The 16,569-nt window shown below is 67.0% G+C and carries 13 protein-coding genes and 1 pseudogene; 8 read left to right on the top strand and 6 right to left on the bottom strand.

Translation table 11 applies throughout. The features are described from left to right. Both dndC and dndB read right to left on the bottom strand, forming a co-directional pair. Positions 1 to 1,503, bottom strand: a complete 1,503-nt coding sequence (gene dndC / locus ITX44_RS12140; RefSeq protein ID WP_205357126.1) for a DNA phosphorothioation system sulfurtransferase DndC — start codon at positions 1,501 to 1,503, stop codon at positions 1 to 3. Beyond that, positions 1,500 to 2,630: a DNA sulfur modification protein DndB gene (dndB, locus tag ITX44_RS12135; protein WP_205357125.1), complete on the bottom strand. Its 1,131-nt coding sequence runs from the start codon at positions 2,628 to 2,630 to the stop codon at positions 1,500 to 1,502. The genes dndC and dndB overlap by 4 nt, the downstream gene beginning before the upstream one ends. An 83-nt stretch (positions 2,631 to 2,713) precedes the next feature. Between dndB and dndA the strand changes: the two genes are divergently transcribed. Further along, a complete protein-coding gene (dndA, locus tag ITX44_RS12130) occupies positions 2,714 to 3,856 on the top strand; it encodes a cysteine desulfurase DndA (protein WP_307795222.1) in 1,143 nt (380 codons plus the stop codon). Here dndA and ITX44_RS12125 read toward each other — a convergent pair. Then, on the bottom strand, positions 3,848 to 5,299 hold the full coding sequence (locus ITX44_RS12125) for a DNA phosphorothioation-associated putative methyltransferase (RefSeq protein ID WP_205357123.1): 1,452 nt from the start codon (positions 5,297 to 5,299) through the stop codon (positions 3,848 to 3,850). The genes dndA and ITX44_RS12125 overlap by 9 nt on opposite strands. A gap of 313 nt (positions 5,300 to 5,612) precedes the next feature. Between ITX44_RS12125 and ITX44_RS12120 the strand changes: the two genes are divergently transcribed. Genes ITX44_RS12120 through ITX44_RS12105 form a run of 4 tightly spaced genes read left to right on the top strand, consistent with a single transcriptional unit; the run spans position 5,613 to position 9,918 of the window. Further along, positions 5,613 to 6,953 (top strand): putative antirestriction adenine methyltransferase, encoded by a 1,341-nt coding sequence (locus ITX44_RS12120; RefSeq protein WP_372440887.1) that lies wholly within the window; start codon positions 5,613 to 5,615, stop codon positions 6,951 to 6,953. 2 nt (positions 6,954 to 6,955) lie between these two features. Continuing rightward, complete coding sequence (locus tag ITX44_RS12115) at positions 6,956 to 7,876, top strand: ParB/Srx family N-terminal domain-containing protein (RefSeq protein WP_205357121.1); 921 nt, start codon at positions 6,956 to 6,958, stop codon at positions 7,874 to 7,876. 18 nt (positions 7,877 to 7,894) lie between these two features. After that, positions 7,895 to 8,428, top strand: a complete 534-nt coding sequence (locus tag ITX44_RS12110; RefSeq protein ID WP_205357120.1) for a hypothetical protein — start codon at positions 7,895 to 7,897, stop codon at positions 8,426 to 8,428. Beyond that, complete coding sequence (locus tag ITX44_RS12105; RefSeq protein ID WP_205357119.1) at positions 8,425 to 9,918, top strand: terminase large subunit domain-containing protein; 1,494 nt, start codon at positions 8,425 to 8,427, stop codon at positions 9,916 to 9,918. The genes ITX44_RS12110 and ITX44_RS12105 overlap by 4 nt, the downstream gene beginning before the upstream one ends. A 29-nt stretch (positions 9,919 to 9,947) precedes the next feature. Here ITX44_RS12105 and ITX44_RS12100 read toward each other — a convergent pair whose 3' ends face one another. Then, positions 9,948 to 10,469, bottom strand: coding sequence for a DUF4062 domain-containing protein (locus ITX44_RS12100; protein WP_205357118.1), 522 nt, complete (start codon positions 10,467 to 10,469; stop codon positions 9,948 to 9,950). Positions 10,470 to 10,629: 160 nt separating this feature from the next. On the opposite strand from ITX44_RS12100, the gene ITX44_RS12095 reads away from it, so the two are divergent. Then, complete coding sequence (locus ITX44_RS12095) at positions 10,630 to 12,456, top strand: hypothetical protein (RefSeq protein WP_205357117.1); 1,827 nt, start codon at positions 10,630 to 10,632, stop codon at positions 12,454 to 12,456. A 245-nt stretch (positions 12,457 to 12,701) separates the two neighbouring features. On the opposite strand, the gene ITX44_RS12090 is transcribed toward ITX44_RS12095, so the two are convergent. Further along, a complete protein-coding gene (locus ITX44_RS12090; protein WP_307795221.1) occupies positions 12,702 to 13,181 on the bottom strand; it encodes a SigE family RNA polymerase sigma factor in 480 nt (159 codons plus the stop codon). 179 nt (positions 13,182 to 13,360) lie between these two features. Here ITX44_RS12090 and ITX44_RS12085 point away from each other — a divergent pair. After that, positions 13,361 to 14,355, top strand: a pseudogene (locus tag ITX44_RS12085) (epimerase). Positions 14,356 to 14,503: 148 nt separating this feature from the next. Here ITX44_RS12085 and ITX44_RS12080 read toward each other — a convergent pair. Then, entirely contained in the window at positions 14,504 to 15,406 is a 903-nt protein-coding gene (locus ITX44_RS12080) for a YceI family protein (RefSeq protein WP_205357115.1), read from the bottom strand. Between the two features lie 284 nt (positions 15,407 to 15,690). On the opposite strand from ITX44_RS12080, the gene ITX44_RS12075 reads away from it, so the two are divergent. After that, positions 15,691 to 16,569, top strand: a complete 879-nt coding sequence (locus tag ITX44_RS12075) for a helix-turn-helix transcriptional regulator (protein WP_205357114.1) — start codon at positions 15,691 to 15,693, stop codon at positions 16,567 to 16,569.

Raw genomic sequence — 16,569 nt, 5'->3', positions numbered from 1 at the left:
TTACTCTTCGTCCAATGTCGGTGCCTGGGGCTGGTCTGTGAGCTCAGGGCGGGCGCCACCCTCGTGCATCGCTTGCTTAAGCTGTGCGAACTCCAGCGCGTCTTCTTTGTTTTCGTAGAATCCCTTTTCGATCACCTTCTCAAGGGCCTCGTAGAGACCCTTGCGCCGCGTCTTGGTCCTGTATTCACGTTCAACGGCCAGTAGTTCACGGACCATGGTGAAGTGGATTTCGTCGTCGCCGCAGATGTTGCGGAGGAGATCAATCTCGCTTGCGCGGATGACCAGGCTTTCCTCAAGGTCCTGCCCGGGGAACTTCTCGCCGGTCTCCTCCTCGTAAATCCGCGGGACGAGGTCTTCGACCTCGTGCTTCTTGAACACCCAGATCCGACGGATTTCGTGTAGCTCTTCCATCGTGATCAGCTCGATGGAGCGGGCCTCCTCGGGACCTTCCTTACGGACGTGCGCTTGGGCGCGAAGCAGCTTCCGTAGCCAGTCCTCACGAGCCTTCTGGGTGTACGGGCCCTGGATGATGCGGTCGTTGAACAGCTGCACGCGACCGTTCATCCGCCGGAAGTCCCGTGTCTCCTGCTCCTTCGACACATCGTCCAGCTCGTTGCGAAGAGAGAGGAGTGGACGCATCCACTTCTTCTGCTCCGGGTCGTTCTGGATCATGGCGGTCATGGACTTGTCCTGGTCCACAAGCGTGCATGTCCAGCAGCCGAACCTGCTGTCGCCGCAGGACGGGGTGGTATCGTCCACGACCAGGGGGCATTCAGAGTCGCTGGATGCCCCCTGATACATGGTGAGCAGGTCCTTGTTCTTGTAACCCCATGGATTGGCTTGCTGCATGAGGAAGGCCCAGACTTCGTCGTTGGTCCATTCCTCGATAGGGCTGTAAACGAGCGAGTTTGGGAGGTTGCCGTTGGGGGACAGGCGGTCACGCACGCGCCGCTTCTCGTGCTTTGCCATGGCTCGGGCGCGGGCCTGGCTTTCAGCCTTGCGGATACCGAGGACGAGAATGGCTTCACCGTGACGACGCACAACCTGACGGATGAAGCGGTTGGATGGCTTGATCTTCATGCGCTCAGTGCACCAACGGAACTTCGGCCGAGGGGCCGGGTATCCGCGGCCAATCAAGTTGACCCAGAAGGTGTCCTCCACCTTGGGGGTGAGCCGGTGCGGTTCGATCGGCAGGTTCTGCTCGGCCGCGGCCTTCTTCATCGTCTCAAGCGATTGCGACACCCAGGCAGCAACGATGGGATTTTCGACCAGGGTGTCAGTGCTGATCACATGTACCGGCTTGGTGCGCTGCTCGGCCGGCAGCCCTTGCAGAGCAAGCCATACGAGTTGAAGGACGGCGGTGGAATCCTTTCCGCCGCTGTAGCCGATGACCCAAGGCACCTCGTCCGCGGTGTAGAGCTCACGTACTTCATCGGTCAGCTCGTTCACGACCTCGGAAAGGCCCCGGCCCTGGAAGGCCACGGGACGTGTCACGGTGCTCATGCATCTCCTCGTACGTATGCGTCCTCGACACGCTGTTCTTCGGGGCTGAGCCGAAGGTCCATGTGGTGTCGGAGGTAGTTCACAGTCAAGGTCAGGTTCTGGTGGCTCTTCGACACGCGGCCACCCACGAGTGCTCGGCCTTCCCAGTCGGTGTTGCTGCGCGTCCAGTCCACGGACTTCAAACGGGCCAACTTCGGCTTCCACGCCTTGGGAGCATTTGCGCTCCTTATGAGGGTGTTACCGATCCGCCCTAGGGCATGCAGTGCGATGCCATGGCTATGAATGAAGTCACGGCGAACCTCGGGGGCCGTCAACTCGCGGCGACGCACCAGAGACCATTCCGGGATGACCGCGTCAATGGCCTCCCAGTACTGCTCGGCCAGCGTCTGCGCTTGTTCCTTCTTAACCTCAAGTCCTTGAAGAAGAGACTGAGTTGCGTAATACACTGCACTGAGAGTGAACAGCTTGCGGGACCGTTGGGAGAGGGTGCTGTTCTCCATCTCCACGTGTCCCTTGAAAACGGGCGACTTCATGGCAAGAAGTCGGGTGATGATGGCCAGGTCGTCTCTGTGGTCATAGAGCACACCGATGGACCGGGCCGGGCGAACGGCATGACGGTTGAGGTCGGCGAACATCTGCTGGCAGCGGGCGAGCCCGGCATCGTGGAAGAAGACGACGGCGATGGTCTCCTCGCCGAGATCCGGGTTCTCCTTCAGTGCCTGTTCGATCGCAGCTCGACGGTGCTGGCCGTCGTTGATGAGGAAGCGAGCGGCCATGGGGATGCGGATCTGCCCTGCGCGCATCCCAACACCGGAGTCAGAGATGCTCTCGAAGTGCATCTCGCCATCCACAGAGGCTGTCAGTGCACTAAAGACATAATCGTCCGGATTGTCCACGATGTACCGAGTGAGAGCCGGGAGTCTCCCCTTGTTCAGCACCCGTTGCGCGCGGACTTCAGGGGCCAGCTCGTCTTCATCGAACAGGAAGATCTTCGGGATGAGCCGAAGCGGACACATGGACACGTAGAACTCGCGCCCCGCCTGGACCCCTCTGATGGCTGGAAAGATGTACTCGAAGCCTGAGGAGGTAGTGGCGTCCGCGAGCTGCGTAGGTGGCTGTGATCGCACCTAGGCAAGGGTATCGTACTTGTACGTCAGAGATTAGACGTACAGGCTACGCAGGAATAACGCACAGAGGTGTGGTGGGGCTAGTGGTGACGTATCTCGATGCGGCAGCGACCACGCGCGTGGACCCGCGCGTGGCCGAGGTTGTCCTGCACTGGATGACTGAGGAGTTCGGCAACCCGGGCAGTCGCACCCACGAGTATGGCTCCCGGGCGAAACGTGCCGTGCAGCAGGCGCGTCAGTACCTTGCCGGCACGTTCGACGCCGAGGTGGACGAGCTGATCTTCACCAGCGGTGCGACCGAGAGCAACAACATCGCCCTGCTGGGTCTGGCCCCCCATGGTGAAGAGACTGGCCGGCGTCACATCATCACCTCGGCAATTGAGCACAAAGCGGTCATCGAGCCTCTTGAGTACCTGCAGACACGAGGCTTCGAGGTCGACTTCATCGAACCCGGCCCGTCAGGACGCGTCAGCGCCGATGCCGTGATGGAACGCTTGCGTCCAGACACTCTTCTGGTATCGCTCATGCACGTCAACAATGAGACAGGGGTCGTGCAGCCTGTGGTCGAGCTCGCTCACAAGCTGCGTGAGACCTCTACGTACATGCACGTGGATGCCGCACAGGGCTACGGGAAGCTGACGCAGGATCTCACGGCGCCGATCGACATGATCAGCGTCAGCGGGCACAAGATCGGCGGGCCCAAGGGCGTCGGGATGCTCCTGGCCCGCCATCGCGGCTGGGACACCCTGCCCCTCAAGCCGATCATGTTCGGCGGCGGTCAGGAGCGGAATCTGCGGCCGGGTACCCTCCCGGTTCCGTTGATCATGGGGTTGGCTGAAGCGGCGAGGATCTTCCACAAGGAACACGCCCAGTGGAACAAGGAAGCGGCTGCCTTCCGTGCTCGCCTCCTGGACGCACTCGCGAAAACCCGCTTCCGTATCAACGGCGACCAAGACCACACGGTTCCTCACATCCTCAACCTGACCTTCGGCGGCGTGGACGCCGAGGCGCTCATCGTGATGCTGAAGGACCAGGTCGCCGTAGCGACGGGCTCCGCCTGCACGAGCGCCTCCTACACCCCCAGTCACGTCCTGAGCGCCATGGGCCTGCCTGAAGAAGTGGCTTCCAACGGGCTCCGCCTGTCGTGGTTCCCCAGCCAGACTACGGACCTGGACCCCACCGAGCTGGCAGACGCGATCATGCGCTTGCAGCCGGACTCAGCCTGATCTGTCATGCGGTGCCCGCCGGACAAGGCGATGCCCCCGCAACTTGCGCCCACAGCGGAGGAGCTCGGCTTCCCAGCCGTTCTCCGTACCGATGAGGTGAGGGTGCTCATACAGTCCCGCCTTCACCTCTGCTGCCGTGAGTCGTTTGTAACGCTCGACGTCCGGATCGTCCGGAGCCAGGAACTCGTGTTTGCGGTGCAATAGCGGCCGGTTCTTGGATTCGGCGTATGAAGTGTGGGAGGTCTCGAGAGTTTTGAGGTCTACCTGGTACGACGACAGGATCCGCGGGTGCGGGTCGCCGTCGAAGTCGGGGTAGTCCAGCCAGCTCAGGGCGCGTCCCTGGTGACGCAGCTTGGCCACAGTCCAGTCCTGTGGGCGGCCGGCCGCGATCGAGGCGCAGTGCTCGTACAGGCGCAGGATGGTGGGCATTCGGTCGAGGGCGCGCTGGTGCACGTACAACGCGGTCGGGGTCAGCTTCCCGACCGAGGAGGCGTTCATGGCTCCGCGGAGGTACGTGTCGTCGCGGAGTTTCAGCAGAAGACGGTCGGATCGCTGGCATGCCTCCTTGTAGGAGGTGAAGAAGGCGCGGACGTCGAGCTGGACACTCAGGGGGAGGCTGCTGAAAGGGCCGCGGCCGTTGAAGAGTTCGACGGCCAGGAAGAGCAGCGTATTGAGAGTGGTCCGCTTGCAGCCCTCCTCGACCTTGGCCTGCTCGGCGGAGTCCCGGACCAGGCGGCGCAGTTCATTGGGGCGTAGGTAGCCGAGAAGCTCAGCCATCGGCTGGGGCACTTCCTCCATACGGGGAAGGCGGCCGCGCCGTTCCACGTAGTCGACCACCGCGGCGATCGCCGAGGTCGTGTCTTCGGTGGCGAGCCACTCCGCGTCGGGAACGATCCGTTGAGCGAGGTAGCTCAGGCGCGCCGTCTCATCTTTGAAGGCATAGACAATCCCTGGTGCCGCGGAGACAGTCCGTACACCCGTTACTTCTTCGACGTAGTTGCGCAGCTCACTCGCCCCGAAGAGGTGCTGGAACGTTTGCCGGCTGGTGAGCAGGCCGTCACCGAACGCCTCGCCGCGGACCTTCGACCTCTCCCAGGTCAGTCGTGCTGAGGCGACCAGGACTGTTCCCGCCAGTTCCCAGGCTGCCTTCAGCGTCTTTCGCCGCTCCTGCGGATCTTCGATGACATTGAGGACGTAGGTAAGAAGAACAACGTCCGCGGGCTCCAGCCTCGCCTCGGGCAGGTAGAACGGATCCCAGCCAACGGCGCGGTAGTCCAGCCGCTGAAGGGTGCCCACGTCACCACCGCGGCCGCAACCGTAGTCAAGGACAGTACGTCCGGGGAGTACCTGCCTGTCGATCACCGCCTGTCTGGCGGGCACGGAGAGGCTTGTACGGCTGATCGCGGTCAGTCTGCGGTCGCTGTTCCATGCCTGCTGCTCCATGCTCACGCCCTTGCATAACTGGGGGACACGCGGAGAGTAACGTCGGGCGCTCCAAGGACTGGGCCCAACTCGGGAAGACGACCGCTGCCGGCGACGGGCGTCGACGTCTACAAGCCTGGGCAGGGCCAGTGACCTGCAGAGTCGTCACTCACAGCCCGCCATGGTCGGTGTGGAGCACACACTCGATAGATAGATGACATTATCTCAAGATGTTGTCAGATAGAGGTGTTAAGTTCCGACGTGACGCCGGGTCCGGCAATACGCCGACCAGGCGCTGCGACTGATCCGTCCAGCGCGCACTTCGGAGGCGAGGTTGTTCCAGGGCACCATCCCCGGTCCCATGCGCGCCATCGTGCGCGAGACGGCCTCAACGTGGCCGCGGGGTCCGGTCTATGTGCCGTGCTGCGGGAACTTCACCATCGAGAGGTCGCTGGCCGGGCTCGGCTTCGCACTGCACTCCTCCGATGTGTCCATTTACACCACGGCGATTGGCCGATGGCTCACCGGCCAGTCGGCCGGCATTCGGCTCCGCGAGGACAGCGTGGACCGGCTCGGCTGGCTGGCCGGCTCTCTGGACGACGGGGTGGGCACCGTCGCTACCCTGATGCTGGGTACCCGGTTCCTGGCCAGCGTGGACCGTGAAGGGCTCTGGCACGAGCGGGTGGTGCGCTCCTACCGTGAACAGTGGAAGGCCAAGCACGCCGAAACCGTCGAGAGGCTATCCCGCACTGACGTGGCCCTGGCCTCGTACGAGGCCGAGGATGTGCGCTCCTGGCTGCGCAAGGTGCCCCGCGAGGCTCCGGTGTGCTCCTTCCCTCCTTTCTACGGCGGGGGCTACGAGAAGCTGTACGAGCCGTTGAACCAGCATTTCGCCTGGGACGCGCCCGCGTACGAGCTTCTGTCGGACGCCGACGTGGTCGACGTGCTCGGTGCCATCACCGACCGCCCGTACTGGCTGACGGCCTCCAACCACGACGTTCCCGAGCTGCGGCGCTTCCTGTGCGGCGTCATCAAGGCCACCCCGCGCGCCGCACCGTTCTACGTGTACGCCTCGCAGGCCCCGACCCGGATCGTCGCACCCCGCCAGCCCATCGAACCCGTAACGGCCCCGAGGCTCGGGCGCGGTGAGGAATTGAACGGGCCGCTGTCCCTGGCCCTGCTCAAGCCGGGGCAGTTCAACGCCCTGCGTTCCCGGTACCTCAACCCACGTATCGCGCCGGGCGCGGCGAACCTCGCGGTCGCGGTCAAGGACGGCGCCGGCCGGGTGCTCGGTGTATTCGCCATGGCGCCGAGCAGCTACACGCCGGACGAGGCGTATCTTCTGTCGGACTTCGCGGTCGCGCCGACGGACTACCGGCGGCTATCGAAGCTGATTGTGCTCGCGGCCACCAGCAGTGAGGCGCGGCTGCTGTGCCAGCGGGCGTTCTCCCGCCGTATCCGGGCGGTGGCCACCACGGCGTTCAGCAACAACCCGGTGTCGATGAAGTACCGCGGGCTGCTGCGGCTGACCAAACGCGGCCCTTCGAACGAGGACGGCTGGACGTACCAGCTGCAGTACCAGGGCGCGATGGGCGGCCACACCCTCACCGAGGCCCTGGCGACGTGGACGAAGCGGTGGGGTACCCGGACAACGGAAGAGACGGCAGGAACCTGACCATGGACGAGACAGCCGATACGACCGGGACGGCGCCGCTGGCCCCGCCGCAGATGGTGGAAGGCGACCCGCGCACGCTGACCCTCCTCGACGTCAACGCTCGGTTCCTGCCGCACGAGCAGTTCCGGCAGTTGGTGACGAACATCAAGCGGGACGGGCACCTAACGTCCACCCCGCTGGTGTGGAACGACACCGGCAGCGGCCGGCTGATCGTGCTGTCCGGCAACCACCGCACCCTGGCGGCGATCGAAGCCGGCCTGGAACTGATCTGGTGGATGCAGATCGACCAGCCGCTGCCCTGCCAGCGGCAGATCGCGCTCCAGCTCTCCCACAACGCCATCGCGGGCCAGGACGATCCGGCGATCCTGCGGGAGCTGTACGACGAGCTGGAGTCGGTGGAGTGGCGGCAGTACACGGGCCTGGACGACAAGGCCCTGGACCTGCTGGAGAAGGTCGACGTCTCCAGCCTGGGCGAGGCGAACCTGGACTTCGCCTCGGTGCAGCTGATGTTCCTGCCCGACGAGCTGGAGCGCGCCGAGGCGGCATTCGACGCCGCGCGGGCCACGGCTACGGCGGACCGGCGGTGGACGGCGGGGCTTGAGCAGTACGAGCCGGTGCTCGACGCGCTGGAGACCTCACGGGCCGCGCACAAGATCGGAAACTCGGCGACGGCGCTCGGGGTGATCCTCGCAGTGTTCGAACGGCACGTGGGTGAGCTGGCAGACGGCTGGTACGACCCGGCGAGCGGCCAGGCGCACCGCAGCGGCACGGCCCCGCTGGAGACGGTGTTCGGCGTACGGGAGATCCCGGTAGCTACGGCCGCCGCCGTACGCGCGGCGATCGACCGGCTGGTGGAGGACGGCAGCGTCCCCGCGTCCGAGCCGTGGCGTGCCCTGGACGTCCTGGCCGGCCAGGACCGGTAGAGGCCGGAGAGGTGAGCGGTGGCCGCAAGCCGCGCTGAACCCTGGGAGCGCCACGATGGTGAATCGCCCCAGGCGTTCGAGGCGTTCGCGGCCTACCGCGACCTCGGCCCCGCACGCAGTGTCACGAAGGTGGCACGGGAGTTGGGCAAGTCACGGACCCTGCTGAGCCGGTGGTCGCGGCAGTACGCCTGGGTGATACGGGCCGGGGCGTACGACCGCGAGCAAGACCGGCTCTTCCTCGCCGAACAGCACCAGGCGCGCCGCGACATCGCCCGCCGGCATGCGAAGCTCGCGCAGGCGTTCCTCGGGAAGGCCGTCGTCCGGCTGCAGAACCTCGACCCGAGGGAACTGACGCCCGGCGAGCTGCTGCGCTACTTCCAGGTCGCGGCGGAGATCGAGCGCCGGGCGGTCGGCGAGGAACCGACGACCGCCGATGCGGCGGACGGCGCGGAGTCGGCGGACGTAGAGGCGCTGACCGACGAGGAGCGCCGGAGCCGGATGGAAATGCTGCGCCGGGAGCTGGAGCGGCGGCTGTCGGAGGACGACAGGTGAGCGGAGGCTGGGCCAAGCGCCGCGCGATCGAGGCCTTGTCCGATCCGGGCATGATGAGTCTGGAGCAGTTGAAGGCCGAGGTCGCTGCTCTGGTCCGGGCCGACGAGACGTCCGCGCGCCGCTGGGCCTGCGAGGTGCCGGACTGCGATGGCCTTCCGCACGAGGGCTGGCTGCACCATCACGCCCGTGCCTCGCAGCGCCCGCCGGCGTGGCTGTGGACGGTGTGGAGGCTGCTGACCGGCCGCGGCTGGGGCAAGTCGCGGACGGCCGCCGAGCTGGTGCGGTCGTGGGCGAAGACGCCGGGACTGCAGATCGCGGTGGTGGCGAAGAACGCGATGCTGGTCCGGGACATCTGCTTCGACTCCCCGAAGTCGGGCCTGCTGTCGGTGTTCCCGCCGCAAGAGGTCGCGAAGTACACCTCATCGCTGGGCGACACGACGCTACGGCTGACCAACGGCACGCTGATCCGGGGCTTCGGGGCGGAGACCCCGGACAACCTGCGCGGGTGGGCCTTCGACAAGGCGTGGTGCGATGAGTACGCGGCCTGGTCCCGGCATACAGCCCAAGAGGTCTACGACATGCTGTGGTTCTGCCTGCGCGAGGCGGCCACGCCGCAGGTCGTGATCTCCACGACCCCGAAGCCGCTGCCGCACGTGAAGCGACTCGTGGAGCGCGGCCGGACCCAGGAGAAGCAGGCCCGGGAAGGCGGCCTGCAGCCGCGGGTGGTGCTGACGCGCGGGCACATGCGGGAGAACGACGCGAACCTGTCGCCGGCGGCCCGCGCGGAACTGGAGGAGGAGTACGCCGGCACCCGGCTTGGCCGCCAGGAGCTGTCCGGCGAATTGCTGGAGGACGTGGAAGGCGCTCTGTGGCAGGGCTGGATGCTGGAGGTTGAGGGCTTCCGGCCCCGCCCGGAGCACTTGCCGGACATGCAGCGCCTGGTCGTCGCCGTCGATCCGGCGACCAAGAGCCACGAGAACGCTGACATGACCGCCTTCACCGTCGCCGGCCGCGGCTCCCCGGTCGAGACGACGTTCCGCGACGACCGCCCCCGTGGCTACCTGCTGCACTGCGAGCAGGGCCGCCATACCCCGACCCAGGCAATGAAGCGCGCCGCCGTCCTGTACCACGAGCATCGGGCCGACTGCGTGGTCATCGAGGCGAACAACGGCGGCGACTACCTGCCCGCGCTCCTGGGACAGGTCGACCCGACCGTGAACTGGCGCATCGTCCACGCCACCCGCGGCAAGCGGGCGCGTGCTGCGCCAGCCGCACAGCTCTACGAGCAAGCCCGCATCCACCATGCTGGCCCGGCCCGGACCTTCGCCGAGCTGGAGGAACAGATGACCACCTTCGTTGGCCAAGGCGAAACCGAGGACTCCCCGGACCTGCTGGACTCCGCCGTTTGGGCGCTGTGGGACCTGTTCCTCGACCCTACGATGCCACCTCCAAGGTCCACAGATGACCGGCGTCTCGGCGGCCGTCGGTGAAGCATGTAGCAAAGAAGTCCGCGGCTTAATTATCGTCCGTTGTATTCGTCGGCTATCTCATTGAAGAGACGCCTGAGCTGTCTCTCTAGTGAGTCCTTTGTTGTGTAGTACCCAATGATCCCAAAGTCGATATCGCGCATCTCTCGCTGGAAGTCCAAAACTGCATTTGCTTGGTCGAGTTTTTCTTTGTCGTCCCAGTTGATTTGGCGTTGACAGAAATACAGGGACACGCGCTTACCTGTTGAGTGGAATCTCGTGACCTCCTCGATTGTGCCGGATAGTGCAACGCTCGTCGGTGTACCTAGCCTCGCCCAGATGAGGGCGAGTAGGATGTCGCACGGATCTAGAAGCTTTCTATTGATGAGCTCCTGTCCCCGGGCGCGTGAGTCGGCGGTTGACTGCCTTTCCCACATAACGGGTTGAAGGCGGATTTGTGTCCGTCTTGCGTTCTCCTCGTTCCACTCATTCATGTATTCTCTGGCGAAATTGCGTTCTCTTACGTCGCTCGGAGAGCCGATGAAGATATCAACCAACTTCGCGTCGTGGGCCATGGAGTGATTGTGGCCGCATGCCTGGCTGTCGGCCACTGCTGATGCTCCCATCGAGCGGATAGCCTGGATAGCGGGCGTGGGGCCGACTGTCTGAGGAGCATCCGTGGGCCTGCGTCAATTCGTCATCGATGCCTGGTCGTGGCTGTCGTACAAGCCGGTGATGGCCGACGCCGGCCGACCGGGCAACAGGGTCTTCCCCGAGCTCGCGTCGTCGTGGTTGCCGCCGTACGAGATGCGGCGGCTGGCGGCCTACAAGGTGCTGGCTGCGTACGACAACAACCAGGCCGGGCAGCTCGCGGCGGCGTCGGGGGACGAGGCGGCTTTTGAACGGCGTGAGTTGGGGGACGCGGCGAAGCTCGTAGACACCGCGCTCGGCTACCTGCTCGGCTCGGACCAGCAGATCGTGGTGACCGGCGGGGAGCACGCGGACGAGGAGCCCCCGCCGCCGGGAGCGGCGGAGGCGGCCGGGGCGCAGGAGCGGTTGCGGCAGTGGGCGGAGAAGGAGCTGTTGCCGTTGCGGGTGCAGCAGGCGGAGCGGAACGCGGTGCTGCTCGGCGACGCTGTGTATGTGCTGGCGTGGGATCCGGACAAGGGCCGGCCGACGCTGCGGACGTACGATCCGGGCTTCTACTTTCCGCAGTGGGACGACGACCAGGACCAGGACTACCCGACTCGGGTCCATCTGGCGTGGGAGCTGCCGGAGGACCCCGAGATGGGGTTGAAGGCTCGCGTGCGGCGGGTGACGTACGAGCTGAGCCCGATCTCCGAGGACGGCTCGGTGGTGCGACGGTATCCGTGGGAGCCGGGGCGTGAATCCTCGGTGACGTGCTTCCTGACTGATCCCGAGTGGCTGCTGGAGGACCTGAAACGCGGGGAGACGGTGGACCGGTTGCCGCTGGACAAGGCGACGTTCCGGATGCGGCCGGACGGGACGGTGCTGGACCGGCTGGACCTGCTGATCGACTTCGTGCCGGTGGTGCATGTGCCGAACACGGTCCCGGACGCCGGGGAGCACTGGGGCCGTTCGGTGCTGGCGAAGGTGCTCCAGGGGCTGGACGAGTTGGCGGCGACGGACTTGGACAGCTCGGCCGCCTCGGCGACGACCGGTACGCCGATCATCGGGCTGGCGGGTGCGCGGCTTCCCGTGAACCGGGCGACCGGCAAGCCGGAGCAGTTGAAGGTCGAGGCCGGCGCAGTGTGGCAGCTCGGGGACACCGGGCGGATGGACGTTCTCGATACTTCCTCGCAGTTGGCGGAGCTGCGGGCCCGGGTGGAGCACCTTCTTGACCGGGTGGCATCGAACTCGCGAATCACCCCTGCGGGGTTGGGGACGCTGGATGCTACGCAGGTGCCTTCGGGGTACGCGCTGAAGCTGGCGCTGGGACCGCTTCACCTGCGCCTGACGCGACAGCCCCGCGGTGAGAGTGCGGGGCTGTCGCTGTGTCGCTTTGGGCTGCTACAAGCGGTACGGCTGTCCGGTCTGCTCGGAGGTGACCTGGTCGGTGGGGACCTGCTTGAGGGCGGCCATCACCTGCGGATCGGAGACGAGGGAAATCAGCTGCGTCTCGGTGAGGGGGTTGCCCTTCTCCAGGGTCATCGTTGTGGGGTCCACCTCCGTGGCGCTGTCCGACAGTCCCCATGCCTGGCCGTCCTGCGTGTCCACCACCACCGAAACGGCGTGTCCTTCTTCCTGACCGGCGTCGGTTTCCCAGGCCCAGCCCCGGGAGCCGTCCGCCAGGGAGACGGGACGGCAGTTGGTGTTGTACGGGGAACCTGTGCACGGACTTTTCATGCCGCCCAGTTCCTGCAGCCCGACTTCCGCCCCCAGCGATGTCACCGTTCCGTCGGAACGCACCAGCCGGAAGTCGGTGGGACCGGAGCCGTCCTCCAGCGTCATGCCCGCAGGCAGGCGGCCGGCCAGCGCCGCCCGCACAGCAGCGTGCGTCCTGTCGAGGTTGGCATGGCTGTTGTCGTGGGGCGGAAGTGACGGCGTTCGGGCCTGACCTGCCAGGCCGGGCGCCACGCTCCGGCTGCCCGGGCCGGTCCGGGTGTGCGTCAGGCCGTAACTCACCCCCAGTCCGGCAACGGCCAGCACAGCCGCCCCGAGCGCGGCCTTCCGCATGACCGCGCGACGCTGCCTCCTGCCGCCCTGAACGATCACCTCAAGGTCCGGCTCGCCGTCGGGCTCAGCACGAAGAGCCTTTTTCATGGCGTTCCTCACGTCGTTCTCGTTCACCACGTGACGGCCCCTTTCTCTGCCAGCGTCTCCCGCAGTGCGGCCAGGCCCCGTGCCGCGTCCGAACGCACCGTGGCGGTTTTGCGGCCCACCAGGCGCGCCACCTCTTCCACCGGGAGGTCCTCCCAGTACCGCAGCACCACCACCGCGCGCTGCACGGCGGGCAGTGCCGCCAAAGCGGCCAGCAGCGCATGCCGCAGCGGTACGTCGCTGTCGTCAACGGGCCGGTCGGCCACGTACTCGGCGGGGACTTCCCCCGTCGATCGCTTGCGCTGCCAGTCGATCCAGGTACGGGTAAGAGTCGTACGCGCGAAGGCTGCGGCTCTTGCGGGCCGGCGCAGCGTCCACCAGCGGGCGTACACCTTCATCAGCGTGGCCTGAGCCAGGTCCTCAGCCGTATGCCAGTCCCCGGACAGCCAGAACGCCGTACGCCGCAGCGCCGGCCATTCCGCGCGGGCGAACTCCTCGAACTCCACGCAGCTCCTCCTCATCGGACATCCATCAGACGAGGCGGCCTGCCCGAAGCGTTGCAGCAGTGGGTGCGTCCCATTCGGGTGCACGGGGCTGTCTTGATCCGGCCCGGCCCGGACCCTCCGAACTGAACGTGTTCAAAAAAACGGGTACGCTCATGCCGAGGGAAACCGAGGGGGGTTCGATGAAGGTAGTGCTGCCCGGGGGAACCGGACAGGTGGGCACGATTCTCGAGCGCGCGCTGACGGCGTCCGGCCACGAGGTCACGGTCGTGACCCGGCGCCCCACGCGGGCGAATCAGGTCGGCTGGGACGGGGTCACCCTGGGCCCCTGGGCCCCTGGGCCGCGGCGGTCGACGGGTGCGATGTGGTGATCAATCTGGCCGGGCGCAGCGTCTCCTGCCGCTACACCCCCGAGAACCTGCGGGCCATGATGGACTCCCGGGTGCATTCGGCGCGGGTGGTCGGCGAGGCGATCGCCGTGGCCGCGCGGCCACCGCGTGTCTGGCTCCAGATGAGCACGGCGACGGTCTACGCCCACTCCTTCGACACGGCACAGGACGAGGCGACCGGGGTGATCGGCGGCTCGGAGGCCGGGGTGCCGGACTACTGGGCGTACAGCGTCGACATCGCGAAGAACTGGGAGCGGGCGCAGGCCGAGGCGCCGACACCCGCGACTCGTAAGGTGGCGCTGCGCTCGGCGATGGTCATGAGTCCGGACCGCGGCGGGGTGTTCGACGTCTTGTCGTGGCTGGCGCGGCTCGGACTGGGCGGTCCGGTGGCCGGTGGCGCGCAGTACGTCTCCTGGATCCATGACGAGGACTTCGTGCGAGCGGTGGAGTTCCTGATCGCCCGGGACGACATCGAGGGGGCGGTGAACCTCGCCTCGCCCGGTCCCCTTCCGCAGCGCTCCTTCATGCGGGCGCTGCGCACGGCCTGGGGCGTCCCCGTGGGGCTGCCGGCCACGCGCTGGATGGCCGAGGTGGGAGCGTTCGCGCTGCGCTCGGACACCGAGTTGCTGCTCAAGAGCCGCCGGGTGGTGCCGGGCCGGCTGCGCGCCGCCGGGTTCGCCTTCACCCATCCCGAGTGGGAGAAGGCCGCCGCGTCCCTCGTCCAGCGGACCAGGCGGGGTCGGGGGGCGACGGGCCGGGCCCGTCAAGCGAGCAGCCACGCTTCGTAGACGGCTGGAGGACCGGGACGCGGCCCCGGCGCGGGGCGGTGAACGGGGCGGTGAACGGGCCGGCTCGCGTCGTACGGCCGATTCGTACGGCCGCGTCCTGGTCCGGCGCGGGACCGGGACGCGGCTCAGCGCGGGTTCTGGCTCGGCGTCACTTGAATTCGAGTTCGGTGCCCTTGGGGACGATCTGGATGTCCAGCTCGATCTTGATGCTCGAACCGACCACCGCGATGCCGCGGGCCAGCATGGACTGCCAGTTGATGGTGTAGTCCTCGCGGTGGAGCTCGGTGGTGGCGCGGACGGCGGCGCGGGTTTCGCCCTCCATGCCGACGCGGATGCCGTTGTACTGCGCGTCGAGGTTCACCGTGCGGGTGACGCCGTGCAGGGTGAGGCCGCCGGTGATCGCCCAGTTGGCGCCGCCGCGGTGCACGAAGCGGTCGCTGTAGAACTCCAGCGTCGGGAAGTGCTCCACGTCCAGGAAGTCCGCGGAGCGCAGGTGGTCGTCGCGCATCCGGACGTTCGTGTTGATCGACGCCGCGTCCAGGACGACGTGCATCGCGGAGTCCTCGACGGCGCCGCCGATCCTGATGGCGCCGGCGAAGTTGTCGAAACGGCCGTACACCCGGCCGAGGCCGATGTGCCGGGCGCTGAAGCCGATCCGGGTGTGGGCGGCCTCGATCTCCCACTCGCCCGCTTCGGGCAGCGGCAGCGTGGGCGCGAACTGGAGGGTGACATCGCCGAGGGTGACGAGATTCCCGCCCTCCGTCACGGCCACGTTTCCCCGGTACGGGCTGAAGCCGTCGGCCGAGACCGACATCCGGTACTCGCCGACCGGCACCATCGTGGCGACCCCGCCGAACGGGTCCGTCTCCCCCTTGACGATCTTGCGGCCCTGACCGTCGCTCAGCGTGTACTCCGCCTGCCGTACAGGCTCGCTGACGGGGTCGAGCACGCGGCAGGTGAGGAGACCGGCGTCCGGTGGTACGGAGAGGCCGGAGAGCGGGTTCTTCCTCTGCTTCGCGGTTGTGCCCCGGCCCAGCAAGCGGCTGATCATCGTGTACGTACCCCTGTGCGATCGGTCCTGCGAGGGGAGAAGCTCGCCGTCACCGTCAACGTCGGTTGACGAAAAGGCACTCGACCACCTCGCTCCGTCCGAGGCCAACATAGCCTGGACCTGGGATTAAGCTCCCGGCCGGGGTGCGAAGAGCTCCGCCGCGGGCTCGGATCCTGGGGCCAGCGCGTCGGGGGGTGCTCGGTGGAACCCCTGCGGCGGGTGGGTGGTGGTCATGGGACCAGCCGTCCCAGGTTGCCCGGCGGGTTCTCGCCGAGAATGGACCCATGGCTGCTTCTGACATTCATTCGCTCGGTGGGCTGTTGCGCACGTGGCGTGAGCGGCTGCATCCGGCGGACGTCGGGCTGGAGTCCGTCGGGCACCGGCGGGCCAAGGGGCTGCGGCGCGAGGAACTGGCACTGCTGGCCGGGGTGAGCGTCGACTACGTCATGCGGCTCGAGCAGGGGCGGTCGGTCACGCCGTCGCCGCAGGTGGTGTCCGCGCTGGCCCGGGCGCTTCAGCTCGACCGCACCGAGACGGAGCTGCTCTACCGGTCGGCGAACCAGCTTCCGCCCGGGCCCGGGAAGGTGTCCGACCACATCCCGCCGGGCGTGCAGCGCATGATCGCCCGCATGGCGGACCTGCCGCTCGCGGCCTTCGCCGCCGACTGGACCCTGCTGAGCTCGACACCGCTGTGGTGCGCGCTGTTCGCCACGCCGTCGGCGACCGATCTTCCCGGGCAGAACCTGATCGTCGCGACGTTCGTCGACGGCACTACGGCCCGGGTCGCGACCCCCCACGGCGGTGCCGAGGTGTTCGAGCGGGCGATGGTCGCGGACCTGCGGCGCTCGGCCGCGCGGCTGGGGGACGATCCGCGATTCCGCTCGCTCGTCACCACCGTTCGAGCGAAGAGCCCGCGTTTCGCCGAGCTCTGGGACGAAGGCCGCGCGGCCACGCACCGCAGCCTCGTCAAGACGGTTCACCACGCTCTGGTCGGGGACATCACGCTCAACTGCGACGTGGTGACGGTCCCGGACTCCGACGTCAAGCTCGTGGTCTACACGGCGCCGACGGGCAGCGCCGACGCCGAGAAGCTCGACTTCCTCCGCGTCGGCGCCGTGCGGGCCGACATCCCGGCGCGCGCCGACAGCCCGGCCGAGGGCTGA

It is taken from the genome of Actinacidiphila acididurans, assembly GCF_016918855.1.
Taxonomy (GTDB): Bacteria; Actinomycetota; Actinomycetes; order Streptomycetales; family Streptomycetaceae; genus Actinacidiphila; species Actinacidiphila acididurans.
The sequence above is the reverse complement of the archived record's forward strand: the minus strand, read 5'-3'. Positions and strand labels throughout refer to the sequence as shown.

Excerpts from the sequence above, each read along its gene's own strand:
- dndC (WP_205357126.1), bottom strand. The coding sequence starts at position 1,503 with ATGAGCACCGTGACACGTCCCGTGGCCTTCCAGGGCCGGGGCCTTTCC.
- ITX44_RS12125 (WP_205357123.1), bottom strand. The coding sequence starts at position 5,299 with ATGGAGCAGCAGGCATGGAACAGCGACCGCAGACTGACCGCGATCAGC.
- ITX44_RS12115 (WP_205357121.1), top strand. The coding sequence starts at position 6,956 with ATGGACGAGACAGCCGATACGACCGGGACGGCGCCGCTGGCCCCGCCG.
- ITX44_RS12100 (WP_205357118.1), bottom strand. The coding sequence starts at position 10,469 with ATGGCCCACGACGCGAAGTTGGTTGATATCTTCATCGGCTCTCCGAGC.
- ITX44_RS12095 (WP_205357117.1), top strand. The coding sequence starts at position 10,630 with ATGGCCGACGCCGGCCGACCGGGCAACAGGGTCTTCCCCGAGCTCGCG.
- ITX44_RS12080 (WP_205357115.1), bottom strand. The coding sequence starts at position 15,406 with ATGATCAGCCGCTTGCTGGGCCGGGGCACAACCGCGAAGCAGAGGAAG.
- ITX44_RS12075 (WP_205357114.1), top strand. The coding sequence starts at position 15,691 with ATGGCTGCTTCTGACATTCATTCGCTCGGTGGGCTGTTGCGCACGTGG.